Origin of the sequence: Acinetobacter johnsonii CIP 64.6 (assembly GCF_000368045.1) — a bacterium.
Classification (GTDB): Bacteria; Pseudomonadota; Gammaproteobacteria; order Pseudomonadales; family Moraxellaceae; genus Acinetobacter; species Acinetobacter johnsonii.
The window spans coordinates 132102-147296 of the sequence record NZ_KB849236.1 but is presented as its reverse complement, the minus strand read 5'-3'; the positions used below and the strand labels follow the sequence as shown (position 1 = coordinate 147296).

Annotated in this window: 8 protein-coding genes, 2 pseudogenes and 1 other annotated feature; of the genes and pseudogenes, 4 read left to right on the top strand and 6 right to left on the bottom strand. The window is 42.9% G+C overall.

Going from position 1 to position 15195, the window contains the following annotated elements; translation table 11 throughout:
• Positions 1-94: 94 nt before the first annotated feature.
• Genes F986_RS11720 through F986_RS11695 form a run of 6 tightly spaced genes read right to left on the bottom strand, consistent with a single transcriptional unit; the run spans position 95 to position 9591 of the window.
• Positions 95-1822: an ABC transporter ATP-binding protein gene (locus F986_RS11720; RefSeq protein ID WP_004695339.1), complete on the bottom strand. Its 1728-nt coding sequence runs from the start codon at positions 1820-1822 to the stop codon at positions 95-97.
• A gap of 10 nt (positions 1823-1832) precedes the next feature.
• Positions 1833-2978 carry an ABC transporter permease gene (locus tag F986_RS11715; RefSeq protein ID WP_004695337.1) on the bottom strand — a complete coding sequence of 382 codons (1146 nt, stop codon included), beginning with the start codon at positions 2976-2978 and terminating at the stop codon, positions 1833-1835.
• 7 nt (positions 2979-2985) lie between these two features.
• Complete coding sequence (locus F986_RS11710; RefSeq protein WP_004695335.1) at positions 2986-3924, bottom strand: ABC transporter permease; 939 nt, start codon at positions 3922-3924, stop codon at positions 2986-2988.
• An 11-nt stretch (positions 3925-3935) separates the two neighbouring features.
• Positions 3936-5951: a M3 family metallopeptidase gene (locus F986_RS11705; RefSeq protein WP_004695333.1), complete on the bottom strand. Its 2016-nt coding sequence runs from the start codon at positions 5949-5951 to the stop codon at positions 3936-3938.
• Between the two features lie 24 nt (positions 5952-5975).
• Positions 5976-7784, bottom strand: a complete 1809-nt coding sequence (locus F986_RS11700) for an ABC transporter substrate-binding protein (RefSeq protein WP_004695330.1) — start codon at positions 7782-7784, stop codon at positions 5976-5978.
• Positions 7785-7797: 13 nt separating this feature from the next.
• Complete coding sequence (locus F986_RS11695; protein ID WP_406935414.1) at positions 7798-9591, bottom strand: ABC transporter substrate-binding protein; 1794 nt, start codon at positions 9589-9591, stop codon at positions 7798-7800.
• A 754-nt stretch (positions 9592-10345) separates the two neighbouring features.
• Here F986_RS11695 and F986_RS11690 point away from each other — a divergent pair.
• From F986_RS11690 to F986_RS11670, 4 genes and pseudogenes are all read left to right on the top strand, one after another.
• A pseudogene (locus F986_RS11690) lies at positions 10346-11698 on the top strand (TonB-dependent receptor plug domain-containing protein); the annotation flags it as partial.
• A 50-nt stretch (positions 11699-11748) separates the two neighbouring features.
• A protein-coding gene (locus F986_RS11680) for an IS3 family transposase (RefSeq protein WP_100222794.1) occupies positions 11749-12968 on the top strand; the annotation gives its coding sequence in 2 pieces (ribosomal slippage) (positions 11749-12025 and positions 12025-12968; 1221 coding nt in all).
• Positions 12024-12140: a sequence feature (AL1L pseudoknot), on the top strand. It overlaps the preceding gene by 117 nt.
• 39 nt (positions 12969-13007) lie before the next feature.
• Positions 13008-14339 (top strand): annotated as a pseudogene (locus F986_RS11675) (TonB-dependent receptor domain-containing protein); the annotation flags it as partial.
• A gap of 141 nt (positions 14340-14480) precedes the next feature.
• Positions 14481-15179 carry an energy transducer TonB gene (locus F986_RS11670; RefSeq protein WP_004695319.1) on the top strand — a complete coding sequence of 233 codons (699 nt, stop codon included), beginning with the start codon at positions 14481-14483 and terminating at the stop codon, positions 15177-15179.
• Positions 15180-15195: the final 16 nt, after the last annotated feature.

Here is a 15195-nt window from a genome sequence, read left to right as displayed (position 1 = left end):
TAAGATCACTTTGTGTTCCGAAGTGCGAAGAAGATGTAAACCCTCATAAAAACGCCCAATTTATTGAGCGTTTCATTATCCCACTCCCTCTTCACTACACTCCCTGCGGGATAGCACTAAGCAAGCGCTTGGTATAGTCATGCTGTGGCGACTGGTACAAATCATCCGAATTGGCTATTTCCACCACATCACCATGATTCATCACCATGATTTGATCTGAAATATATTTCACCACTGATAAATCATGTGAAATAAAGATATAACTCAGTCCAAATTCATCCTGTAAGTCTTGCAGCAAATTCAGTACTTGGGCTTGTACCGAAACATCCAAGGCCGAAACTGACTCATCACAAATCAAAACCTCAGGTTTTAAGGTTAGGCAGCGCGCAATCGCAATACGTTGACGTTGCCCACCAGAAAACTCATGTGGATAACGATAAAAAGCCTGTGCAGGTAAGCTCACGCGCTCCAACAGATCCAACGCCATTTGTTTGCGTTCAATATCATTCGCGCCGATACGATGCACTTGCATCGGCTCCATTAAAATCTGCCCGACGGTAAAACGTGGATTCAGTGATGCATAGGGATTTTGGAAAATGATTTGAATCTTACGTTGATACCGAGCAAACTCTTTTTCTGACATGGCTAAAATATCTTGACCTTCAAACAGCGCTTTTCCTCCTGTCGCTTCCTGTAAGCGCATCAGCAATAATCCGATGGTCGTTTTCCCCGAACCAGACTCACCCACCAAGCCCAAAGTCTTGCCTTTTGCCAGTTGGAAACTCACGCCTTTGACCGCTTGAAACTCCTCTTTGCCGAATAATCCTTTACGACTATAAAATGACTTTTTAAGGTCACGCACATCTAAAATAACCGCTTCTTGGCCAGTTAAGCCACGAGATCTTTGTTGAAGTGACTCGACATCAACGCTATGCGTTTCAATATAGTCATCGCCCTTTTGTTGCATAAAGTCACTGATCATCGGCAAACGCAGGGGACGTTTGGACAGTTGCGGACGGCAGTGCAACAAAGCTTTGGTATAGACATCTTGAGGGCGTTCAAGCACATCTTTAACCCAGCCTTGTTCACGAATTTGACCATGCCGCATCACGATCACCTGATCGGCAATTTCCCCGACCAAAGCCAAATCATGGGTAATAAATAGCATCGACATTTGATGCTTCTTCCGCAAAGACTCCAACAAATCTAAAATTTGCTTTTGAATGGTGACATCCAGCGCTGTTGTCGGTTCATCCGCGATTAATAGTTTTGGTTTACATGCAATTGCCATTGCAATCATAACGCGCTGCTGCTGACCACCCGACAACTGCCCCGGATAAGCATCAATCTTGGTTTCAGGAGATGGAATTCCAACTTCTATCAACAGTTCTAAAGCACGTGCACGTGCCTGCTTACGACTCATGCCCAAATGTAACTGCAAAATTTCGGCTATTTGTGAACCTACCGTAAACACAGGATTCAGTGATGACATCGGCTCTTGAAAAATCATGGCAATATCTTTACCACACTTTTTCCGCATTTCACGGCGCGGTAAGTCGAGTAGGTTTTTCCCCTCAAACAGAATTTTACTGTCCAAAGAAATTTGACTACTTTCAGGAGGCAATAGTCCCATGGTCGCTAGCGATGTGACCGACTTCCCACTGCCTGACTCCCCAACCAAGGCCACAGTGGTATTCACTGGAATACTAAAACTGATCCCTTTGACCGTTTCAATGTACTGCTTTTCTTCATTTTTAAAGCTGACACGCAAGTTTTCCACCTGAAGTAAGGCTGGCGCTGTCATATGATTAAGTTCAGACATTCTCATGCTCCTATTTCAGTTTCGGGTCTAATGCATCTCGCAGTGCATCGGTAAACATTGAAAATGCAGTGACCAGAACCGCCATTGCTACCGAAGCGACCGCTAACTGCCACCACTTGCCTAAAATCAGTTCACTTTGCGCTTCATTCAACATACTGCCCCATGACACCACACCGACAGGGACACCAAAACCAAGGAAGCTCAAAATCACTTCTGACTTAATAAAGGCCACCACCAATATTGACATTTGAACCAGTGCGATATGACTAACATTGGGAAATATATGCACAAAGATACGTCGGCCATGACTCACTCCAATCGCTTTTGCCGCCAGCACATATTCCCGCGAAGTATGCTTCATATATTCGGCACGAATTAAACGATATACCCCCGTCCACCCCGTTAAACCCAAAATCAAAACAATCGATAAAATGCCTTTTTGTTGTAGTACTGCGGCAATCGCTAAAACCAAGAGCAAATAAGGAATCGAAGTGAAAATGTTATAAAACCAGTTCAAGACATCATCGATCCAGCCACCAAAGTAGCCCGAAATTGCACCTAGAACGGTACCAATCACCACAGCAAGAAAAGCTGCGACTAAGCCAACAATAATTGATGTTTCTGCACCTTTAATGGTTTTCAGTAAAACACTTTGTCCCCATTTGTCGGCACCTAAAATCAGGCTTTGCTTGAGTTCCGCTTGTTGATCTAGTAAATGACCATCCAGCGCTTGGTCAATCGCTTTCATATCTTCGGCTAAAGGATCAACAACCCCATAGTAATCAATAGCACCACCTACACCCTGTTCAGCAGCAATTTCTGCGTTGAGCTCACGAATCACATCTTTTAAAGGATCAACAGGGTTTTCAGGCACAGCCGCTTCGACTTTTTGTGTTTCACTTTGCGTAGCAGGTATCGCTGCTGCACCGATAAACGTAGGCGGTGCATAACTCACAGCGACTTCTTTATTCCAGTTTTTTGCAATCAATCCTGTAGATGACAAAATTAACAGCACCAAATAAAACAGTACGATTAGGAGAGAAAACATGGCGATTCGATCGCGTTTTAATCGGCGCATGGCGAGTTGCCAGAGCCCTGTAGACGCTGTTGTATGTTCAGCAGTATCTGGTTTTCTTTTAGTGAGAACACTGAGCATAATTCACCTACTTCAACTGTACGCGTGGATCGACCCATTTATAAATCAAATCGGCAATCAAGTTGAAAAACATCGTTGCGAGGGCAACGTACACGGTAATGGCTTTAATTACGGGAAAATCACTGCGCTCTACTGCAATAATCACTTCACGACCAATACCCGGAATACCAAAGAAGCGCTCAATCAAAAATGCACCAATCAGCAAAGCAGGTAAACTTGCCATCACGTCTGTAATAATCGGAATTGAGGCATTGCGTAGCACATGCACACCTAAAATGCGCCGTTCGCCAATCCCTTTGGCACGTGCAGTACGAACATAGTCTTGATTGACTTCATCCAAAACAAAACTACGATACAACCTTAAAGTCGGGGCAATACTGACCACCAACATGATCAGAATAGGCAATAAAGCATATTTAAACAGGTTTTCGCTAAAGCTATCGCTCCAGCCTTGTACCGGAAACCAGCTCAACTGATAGGCAAAGACATACTGGAAAACAATGATATACACCAAGATACTGATCGACATACCAATCGTACACAGCATCATCACCATACGATCCGTTAAACTGCCACGCACCGCTGCTACCGCCAAAGCCAACACAATAGAAATGATGGTTTGTAAGATCGTCAGTGGAATGAGCAAAGTCAGTGAAGGCCCGAGTCGTGTCGTGATGATTTGCGATACTGACTCCCCTGTACTCCAACTCAGCCCATAATCAAAAGTCAGAATCTGTTTGATGAAAATCCACAGTTGCACATAATAGGGCTGATCGACCCCAAGCTGCTGTCGGATATTTTCAATCTGTTCAGGGTTCGACATTTTCCCTGCCAAAATATAGGCAGGGTCGCCACCAACCCAGTTAAACAAGAAAAAAATCAGCAACACCACTCCAAGCATGGTCGGGATCATTTGCCAAATTCGACGAATAATATATGCCAGCATAAAAATGCCCCTTATTTCACCCGTTGACCGGTAATTTCATCGAAAAAGGCTTTGTTATCAGGTTCACGACCCAAAAAGTCTTTGACCAATGCTTTGGCAGGTTTTTGACCACCTTGGGACAAAATGGTTTGACGATAGTGCTGTCCCACTTCAGGGTTATTTAAGTTATCACCAAAGGCTGAAAGCATGTCCAACGCCATCACTTCTGACCACATATAACCGTAATACCCGACTTGATAACCGCCCATGATGTGACCAAACTGCCCCGGAAACTCGGTGGTTGGAACATAACCCAAGGCCGTTTCGCCTTCCATTTTTTCCCAAACACTTAAGGGCTGAACCTCTCTTGCATCACTGCCATGTAGCGCCATGTCATACTGTGCATACAACGTCTGACGTGCATAATGTAAACCGCGTCCATAGCTATGCACGGCATTAAGTTTAGTAATCAATGCATCATCCACGCGTGGACAGTCAGGTTTACAGTAATCTGCCACCTTTGACAAAGTCTCTTTACGTCGTGCCCATTCTTCATACATTTGTGACGGTGCTTCGACAAAGTCTCGCTCAACTGAAGTTCCTGACTGAGACGAAAAGCGTGTGTTGGATAAAATGCCATGCAGTGCATGACCAAACTCATGTACAAAAGTTTCTAGTTCATCGCTATTTAAACCATTGCGGTTAAAGTTAGTGACCAGTGCTGAAATCGGTTTGCGCCCAGTTAAGCTACTGCCGCCATAAACGCCCCACACAGCAGCATGTCCATACTTGCCTTTACGTGGAAATTTATCCATATATAAACCGCCGAGCAGTTGCCCAGTTTTGGCATCGGTCACATCGTAATATTCCACTTCATCTTGCCAAACCTCGACTTTGGCAGGCTTAAACTTGATGCCATACAGATTTTCAGAAATGGCAAATAGCCAGTCCTGAGAGGCTTGCGTTGGGAAATACTGACGTAGCTGTTCTTGGTCGACCTGATACTTGGCTTTGCGTAATTTTTCACTCCAATATGCTTCGCTCCAACGCTCAATACTGGCTTGCTCAACAGGGATATTTAAACTTTGCGCTTTAAACTCGCGTAGAGTTTGGACTTCCTTCTTCTCTAGGGGTGCCACGGTGGCATGCACCTCTGCCAAGAATTTATTCACAGTTTCAGGCGTTTTCGCCATCCGGCTTTGCAGTACCCACTCGGCATAACTGGACTTACCAAACAGTTTGGCTAACTCATAACGTAAGTCCATGGCTTGCTTCAGCAGCACTAGATTTTTCTCACCGCCACGTCGGGTAAATGCAATTTGATAACGCTTACGTGCTTCATCGTTATCTGCCAACTCCATAAACGGACGATAATCGGGATACTCAAAGCCGAGTAAATAATTGCCTTTGTCATTTTTCTTTAAGCCGTCGATATAGCTTTGTGGCAGGCCTTTTAGCTCATCAGGACTAAATTCGAGCTTTTCAGGATTATCACGGACATTACGTGCATACTCTTGTTCAATTTTTGCCAGTTCATCAAAAATCGCTTTTAAGCGTGCTTGTTTATCCGCTGAAAGCTGTATCCCAGTTTTTTCAAAACCTTCCAAAATATCTTCACGGAACTTGGCTTCAATCGGATCAGCAATTTTAATTTTCTTAATTTGTTGATATAGCTTTGGATTCTGATAAACATCAGTTTGGAATTGGCTAATTTTAATTTCACAGTCTTCAGCCGCTTTACGCAGTGCTTCATCAGGGTCAACATTGCTATACAGAGCAATCGGGCCATAAAAATCTTCAAATGATGCAAAAATACGATCCCATTCAGCCAATACAGGCGCTGCTGCCGTTTCGTTTTTAAGGGGCTTATTTTCAAACGTTTTAAGTTGCTTTTTCACATCCGCAATTTTGGCATTACACATTGCAGGGATGTCTTTGGCTTGAAAGCTGGGTAATGTTTGGCGCGGTGCTGTTTCCGCCAAAGCCATCTGACTCATCCCTAGGCCCAACATGCACAATGCGGTGAATTTAAAATGTTGCTTTTTCATCATGACTCCAGTTTTGTTTAATTTCTATTTCTTCAAATCAATATCGATATACATCCACTCTGCGGGCAGTATGGGATGCTTTTTAAAACCAATTACACGCGGTTGTGCCAAGATATTGCGGTAACGCGCCCCAATCACTTGTACAGGCATATACACCTCTAGCAAACGTGACATTTTGGCGTAGATTACATCGCGCTCTGGACTCGGTATCATCTTTTGGGCTTGTTCATATAGGCGGTCATATTCAGGAATTTTGGCGCAGCCATTGTTAGTAATCTTGATGTTCTTGCCATAAAACAGCTGCATAAAGTTATCTGCATCTGGGTAGTCTGCAATCCATGCCGATGTCTTAAACATGGTTTTACATTGTTTTTCTAATTTCAAAGCCTCAGCAAAAGGCATCGCCTTGGTGGTCATTCTGATTTTGATACTGTCTAAAGTTTTCTTCCAAAACTCGGCCTGTTGTTGACTGCGTAAATTATTGCCCGAAAGCGTCATCTCAATCACCAAAGGTTTCCCATTCGGCTGAGTACGCCAACCATCTGCAGCTACTTTATAGTGATAACGATCTAACAATAAATTTGCCGCTTTGACTGAGTAAGGAATACTGCTTCGATAATTGGGATCATAGCCCACCACACCACTTGGAATCGGTGCTTGCAGTTTTTGCGAATCGCCTTTTTGTAAAATATTGATGTAGTTATCGGCTGAAAATGCCATCGCCATGGCACGGCGCAGGGAAATTTTATCTTTACTTAAGCCGCCGACTATTGGGTTCTGCATATTCCAATAATGATAGTCAATCGAAGGATCGGTGATCCGTGACAGCTGTACGCCTTTCTTAATCAATTCCGGTTTCAGTTTTCCATCTTGCAAGGCTTGAACCGTCAACTCACCATCTAAAGCAAACAAATCCACTTCATCTTTAATAAAGGACAACCAGCGTGATTGTCCTTCTTCCATCACCTGAATATCAATCACGCCAATTTGTGGCATCTTTTTGCCTTGCATGGCTTTGACGATCTTTTGGTCCTCAGGCGTACTGGCTTTAAAGTTCCAAACAAAATTTCGGAAATCAGGGTTAGCCTTTAGAATAATCCGCGAACCCGGCGTCCAACGACTGAGCATATATGGCCCCGTTCCTATTGGATGCCCCATGACAAACCCCGCTTTGTCACGGTATTTTTCAATGACTTCCCGTGCAACCGCGCCTGCAGGCTGATGCGCAAGTAACATTGGAAAGTTCTGATCTGGGCTGGTCAGGCGAATAACCAAGGTATAACGGTCTGGTGTTTGCAAGCCCGCGACAGATTGGTCGTAATTGAATTTTCCTGTTTTCTGCGCCTGTTTCAGCAAAGCCTCCATCCCTAAGATTCGCCCATCAAGCAGCCAACTGTTGGGTGAACGCAAGCTCGGATCCATTAAGCGTTTAAAGGTATATACATAATCAGCTGAGGTCAGCTCACGCTTTTTACCTTTAAACACTGGGTCAGCAGCAAAATAAATCCCCTTTTGCAGACGAATGGTATAGGTCAATCCATCCGCGCTCACCTCGGGTAAAGCCACAGCTGTTCGTGGTACCAATTTCGCAGGTGAGGCCAAATAATCATAGGTAAACAACGTTTCAAAAATCGAACCGTTGACATGCGCCGAGTACAAGTCATGCACGCCCGCAGGGTCAAAGCCTGTTTCAGCCACAGGAAAAACATAACGTAAAACTTTTTCCGGGTCGGCAGGGCTTTGTGCAAAACTGGAAACTGAACTACTCAGCAGAATACTGCCTACCCAAATCCCCAAACCCCATCGTTTCAATTTCTGATTTAGATCTTTCATTATTTTCTACATCTCAATTATTTTTTATGGGCTGAATATCCAAATACTGCCAATTGGTGTTCATCATCGGATGTGCTTTAAAACCCTGAACTTGTGGATGTAACAACCAATTTCGAACACGACTGTTATGAATAATCCATGGGTTATCGGCCTCAATTTGACGACTGAGTTTTTCATAAAATGGCAAACGCTGAGGCGGTGGGAGTGCCATTGCTTGTGTATAAAGTGCATCATAGGCTTTGGACTGATAGCAACTGAGATTGCCCTGCGCCGAATTGGGCCCATACAGCAGCTGAGCAAAGTTTTCCCCTTCAGGATAGTCCGCAATCCAAGCCCCGCCCCAAATCATATATTTACATTGCATCGCTGCTTTTAAATTGTCAGCAAAGTTACTCACCACAAAGTCGGCACGCAGACCAATCGCATCTAAATTTTTCTTCCATAGTTCAGACTGAATCACGGAACTGGAACTATTTTCAGTCATAAACTTGAGCGTTAAAGGCTGACCATTCGGTAGCCGACGGTAACCATCTGCTCCCTTCTTATAACCGAAACGATCCAGTAATTTATTCGCCAAAAGCAGGTTATAAGCCACACTACTCCGGTAGTTGGGATTAAAGCCTTGTACCCCTTCAGGCACCAACATCTCCGACTTCACTGCCTGCCCTTTATACAGTTGTTTAATCGCTTCTGCTTGGTTATAGGCCAGACTAATCGCACGTCTTAATGCAACTTTTTCAAGCCCAAAACCACCCACTATAGGGTTTTGCATGTTAAACATGGTATAGGTGATTTCAGCGTCTTTATTGGGAAAATGTTGAATGCCTTGCTTGACCAGTTCCGGTTTGAGTTGATTACCATTTAAAGCCTGTGGTACTGCATTGGAAGTCAGTTTGTCAAAATCGAGTTGTCCCGATTTGAACGCGAGCCAGCGAGACTGTTCTTCTTCAATAATACTGACGCTGACTTTGCCGATTTGCGGCATTTTTTTGCCTTGCATCTCCTTGACCAGACGGTTGTCCCAACTCGAACCTGTAGATTTAAAGTTCCATGTAAAACCACGATATTTCGGGTTGGCCACCAGTTCAATACGACTCCGCGGTACATATTTACTCAGTTGATAAGGCCCTGTCCCCACTGGATGCTGCGCAATTCGATCCCCATAAAACTCCACCACTTCCCGCGCTGTTCCACTAAATGTGGCATAAGCCAAGATATACGGGAAATTATAGTCAGGACGGGTTAATGTGATTTGTAGTGTGTATTTATCGAGGGCTTTTAAACCCGGAATCGCGGCATCGTAATTAAACTGACCTGTTTTCTTGGCTTGAGCAACAGCAGCATCGCCACCGACAATTTTGCCTTCAATAAATGAATAGGTCGGTGAGCGGTTTTTCGGATCCATAATCCGCATCATGGAATAAATATAATCCTGCGCCACCAACTCTCGCGGCTTGCCTTTGAATGCTGCGTCATCGCTAAAATAAATCTTGGGCTGAATTTTAAAGATATAGACTTTGCCCTCTTGTTCTATTTTTGGCATCGACACTGCTGTGTTTGGAACCAATTGAGCGGGGCGCGCCAAATAATCGTATTTTAAAAGTGGTTCAAAAATGGCTTGGGCAATACTACCACTATAAAAATTATAGGTTTTAACCGTATCAAAACCATCATCAGGCGCTTCATAAGCGATATTTAATACTTTGTTTGGATCTGCAGGCGACTTTGCATAGGCAGAAAAGCCAAAACCCATCGCAAGGGATAAAGCAGCAAGCTTCAGTTTTTTTGAATTCAAGTTCATACCTATACACATCTTTTTTTTAAGCAAGGTGATCTCATGCCATCCATGTTCAATGTCAGTGTTTTATTTTTCAGACAACACTGACAAAAACTTAAAACATAAACCCATGTTTTATAAATTAAATTTTAATTATCAAAATTTAAAAAACGGTCATGGGCAAATATTCACCTCTGCAACAAAGCGAATATCATGCCACGCCTATTTTTTTATCATTCTAATTTAACATTTTGTAAGAAAAATATATGGATATTAATTAGTTATAAATCAGAGGCTCAACTCACATCGGAACATTTTGCCAATTAGTAGCTATTTTTAAACATTCAGTTTAAATAAACTATTGCACAGATTTAATACACCAATGATTCAAATTCGAACATCACAAGAACTACAAAAAACTAAATAAAATATCTCAAGCATTTATTTATTAAAGATAAATATTAATATTTCAGTATAATTACAAATAATATTTTGTATTAAAAATTCAAAAAATCACGACTCATTTTTGATCACTTATTATATGAATAATCATTTCATGATTATTTTTTAATCGATTTATAAGTAATTTTTTGTCATTTTAATTTTTTAAATTCTAGAAAAATGAAAACAAGTTACATAAATTCATACAAATAATAAAATAAAACAATATTTTCCAATAACTTAATTCACAGTCTTTTGACTGTCCCTGAAAGTTGGCATTTGCCTTGCACTCCCTCAGCACAGCAATACCGCTAAATATAGAAAAAGAAGGGTTGAATTTACGATGCAAAAAAACAAACTTGTTCGATCTATGGGGACCCCAACCATCAGCAAATCACTACTTAAACTAAGTACCCTGACTTTAAGTATGATGTGTTTGTCTTTAGCTCATGCAGAAGAAACCGAAAGCGCAGTCTCAGCAGAACCAACTAAAAAAGTTGCTAAAGTGACTGTCACAGGCTCCTCTATCAAAGGAGTTGCAGCTCAAAGTTCTTCACCCATTACCGTCATTAAAGTCGAAGAGCTTGCGCAACAAGGCGTCACAACTGCCGAAGAAGCTTTAACCAAAATCAGTGCCAACCAAGCGGGTTACACAACCGCGCAAAACGTGGGGGCAAGTAATACCTCTGGTTCAACAGCCAACTTACGTGGCCTAGGTCCAGACAAAACCTTAGTATTATTAAATGGTCGCCGTTTGGCTTATAGCCCTTTTAGTACCTCTGAAACCAACCTCAATACAATTCCTCTAGCAATGGTTGAACGCATTGAAGTCCTCCGAGATGGTGCATCCGCGGTATATGGCGCAGATGCCATTGCTGGGGTAATTAACTTCATCACAAAAAAACAATATGAAGGTTTCGGTATCAGCAGCGGTGTACTCAAACCCGAAGAAAAAGGGGGGGACGAATACGATGTCTCTATCTTTGGTGGCTATGGCGACTTAGACGAACAAGGTTTTAACGTATATGGCGCAATCAGCTACCAAAAGTCTAAAGAAATTATGGCCAAAGACCGTAAAGTTAGCCGTCGTGGTGGGCTTTTACCTGAATTAGGGATCAATGCTGGCTCTACGAATGGTTTTCCTGCTAACTTCTATGACCCAACCAGTGGTGTATTAGCCAATCCTTACGGTAATGCCAACTGTAATAACACTCCTAATGTCGTTGCAGAAGATGGTCTGTGTTTTTTAAACACTCAAGCCTTGATTGGTATTCAACCCGAAACAGAAGACTTATCGGCCCTAGGGCGTGCAACTTTCAAACTCAGTGACCAATTCAACGCGATTGCTGAATATGTATATGCAAAAAATGAAGTCACTACCTCAATCGCACCCGATGTCTATAGCCGATCTGTGACGCTTCCCAAAGGAAGCCAATATTATCCAGGGGAAGGTATTACTCCTGATGTCCCCGGTTTAAGTGGTGATCCTTTACAACTCTATCTCCGCTCACAAGCGGGTAACCGTGTTTCTAAGACAACCAATGAATCACATCGTATTTTTGCAGGGATTGAAGGTGAAGCATATGGCTGGAACATCGACAGCGGCGTAACCTATGCAAAAGGTAAAGCAAAGGACAGTTTCGTTAGTGGTTATTTAAATCGTAGTCAACTACAAGAAGGACTAGATAACGGTACCTGAACCGTACCAGGTTTGTCGGAGAGTCAATATTCTGAGAGACTATCCCGATGACAAAATTAAAATATACCCCTGAAATCAGAGAAAGAGCGGTTCAATTACTAATTGAATCTGAAAAAGATTATCCTTCTACTTGGGCAGCAATCACAGCTATTGCTCCTAAAATCGGTTGTACTCCTGAAACACTACGTGTTTGGTATCAAAAATATTTAGATAAACAAAATCCAGTTAAAGTACAGCAGCTTTCAGACCAAGAACGTATCAAACAACTCGAACGCGAAAATAAAGAACTGCAACGCGCCAATGAGATTCTACGTAAAGCAGCCGCTTTTTTCGCCCAGGCGGAGCTCGACCGCCCACACAAATAATGGTGGATTTTATCCATAACAATAAAGATCGATATGGTGTTGAAGCGATTTGTAGAATTTTACCGATTGCAGCTTCGACCTATTATCGGGCTTTAGATCTCGTTGATAACCCAGAACATCGAGCGAAACGTGCTCTGCATGATTTACATCATGCAGAGCAAATCAAACGTATTTGGAAAGAAAGTTCAGGTCGATATGGTGTACGTAAAGTTTGGCAAAAATTGAAACGTGAGGGTTATGTTATTGCACGTTGTACAGTTGCTCGATTGATGCAAAAGCTAGGTATACAAGGTGTTTGGCGTGGTAAGAATAAACAAACTACTCGTAACCGAGATGACCAAAAACGGGCAGATGATTTAGTGAAACGTAATTTTAATGCTGATCATCCAAACCAACTATGGGTGGGTGACTTTACGTATATTCAAACTCATTCAGGCTGGGTATATACCGCATTTGTTATTGATGTGTTCTCACGAGCAATTGTTGGATGGAAAGTATCTACACGGATGAATACAGATATGGTGCTCGATGCATTGGAGCAAGCATTGCACGATCGAGGTATGCCTAAGAATGTGATTCATCATTCAGATAGAGGTGTTCAATATCTTTCTATTCGCTATACCAATCGTTTAGAAGCTGCAAATTTACGAGCATCAGTCGGTACAACTGGTGATTCATACGATAATGCTCTGGCTGAAACGGTGAATGGCTTATACAAAACAGAGGTGATTGAATATTTAAAAGCAGATTGGCAAGGTTTAGCAGATGTACAACTTGCGACACTAAACTGGGTAGATTGGTTCAATAAAAAGCGTGTACACAGTGCACTGGGTTATGTATCGCCTTTTGAGTTTGAAGCAATGTACTATGATAAGATTAACCCGTTAGGTCAGGTGGCCTAACTTAAATAAAAAAGTCTCCGACAAACCCGGTACGGTTCAACCATTAACCCCTTTGGTCCTTCAGCGGATTCAAGTGTTTGGAGTTCATTAGAAGTCAGCGGTACGACCAATGATGCGACCTTAGACTCCACCACCTTTGACTTTACGATCAGCCGTCCAATTTTCACACTTCCTGCGGGTGATGTGGGCTTTGCCTTCGGTGGTAGCTTTACCACACAAGACTGGGAAGCAAAGGTAAACTCAGACCTTGTTCGACTTGTCCCAGGTAGTGGCATTGACCCTGACAAACCTATCAGTAAGGGTGACCGTGACATTACAGCCGTTTTCTCAGAGCTACAAATTCCTATTACTTCCACTTTAGAAGCGCAACTTGCAGCACGTTATGATGACTACAGTGACTTTGGCGACACCTTCAACCCGAAAGTGGGTTTACGCTGGGAACCTTTAAAGCAATTAATGTTCCGAAGTACTTACAGCACAGGTTTCCGTGCTCCAAGCTTATATGAAATTAATGCGCCGCAAAGCCAAACTTACACGGGGGCAAAATACGACGACCCTGTGCTCTGTCCAGGTGGCGTAGCAACTTCACCGCAATATCAAACAGAATGTAATACCCAGTTTAAGCGTATGCAAGGGGGTAACTCTGAGCTTCAACCCGAAGAATCAACCACATTTACAGCAGGCTTTGTTTTTGAGCCCCTTAAGAACCTAGTCTTAGCAGTCGATTACTACAATATCGAAATCGAAAATCTTATTGGCTTAACGGGTGAAACTTCCATTTTCGAAGATCCAACCAAATATGCAGATCGCTTTGTGCGAGATGCAGACGGCCGTATCCAATACATCAATACCACTTTAATGAATACAGGTGGCATCAAAACCGAAGGGATCGACATTAGCTTAGATTACCTCACTCCTATGACATCAACAGGTCGGTTTGGCTTTGGAATTAATGGAACTTATGTCATCAAAAATGACTACCAAGAAGAAAAAGATGGAGACTGGGAGGGCTTAGTGGGCGTTTATGATGACCCTGCTGTACTGCGCTGGAAACATACCGCAAACATCAACTGGAGCTATGAAGACTGGAAATTGGTCTTTGAACAGCAATTTTTCCGAGGTTATCACGACCAAAATGCAACAGGTGAAGAAGGCTTTGATAACCACAAAGTTCCAGACTATACCCTCTACAACATTGCAGGCACCTATAAAGGTTTCAAAAACTTAACCCTAACGGGTGGCATCAAAAACCTATTTGATGAAGAACCTGCTGCATCGAATGTTCTCGATAACTTCCAATACGGCTATGACCCACGTTACAGCGACCCAACAGGACGTACTTTCTACGTAAGAGGTACATATACGTTCTAAGCGGATCTGAGCCACAGATTGAAGTATTCAATCTGTGGTGATGTTTATACCTGCTCAACTTTAACCAGATATATATGGATTTTCCCAAGTGCAATCCAATGCTTTTAAAAAGTAGATTTGGCTTAAATTTTAGGAGTAATTATGGGCACTACATTTGAAGATTTAGAAAAAAACTCCGCCAAAAAACTCACAGGTATTGGCGTTGTGATTTTCTTACATGTTCTTGTTGGCTTGGTGCTAATGGCGGGCTTGGCAAAAGATATTGTCAAACCCTCAACCGAACCTGTGGAATTGGTCATTCTGCAAGATATCAAACCGCCTGAGCCTGAACCACCTAAAGAAGTTCCACCAGAGCCACCAAAAATGGTGGAAAAAGTAGCGCAGCAGCCTGACCCTAAACCTGTAGAAAAAGTAGTCCCAGTGCAAAAAACAGTTGCTACACCCGTCACTAAACCGACGATAAGCACGCCGACGCCAGTTGCATCATCGCCTTCTCCAAGCCCATCTCCAACCCCAACACCGACTGCCGCTGCTCCATCACCGGCACCCAAACCCACAGGTGTTACACGTGGAGTCTCGGAAGGTGAAGCTGGCTGTAAAGCTCCAAGCTATCCACGCGAAGCAGAGATGAGTGGCATTTCTGGCACCGTACTGATTTCGGTCTTTGTCGATACCAATGGTAAGGCGCAAGAAGTCAAAGTGAAGCGTTCAACAGGTGACCGTACTTTAGACCGTGCTGCAACGAAAGCGTATAGCTTGTGCACATTTAAACCTGCAATGAAAGATGGCGTAGCTCAAAGCGCTTGGTTCGACATCCCATACGAATTTGTTCTCGAATAATTGAAAAAGATCAGCC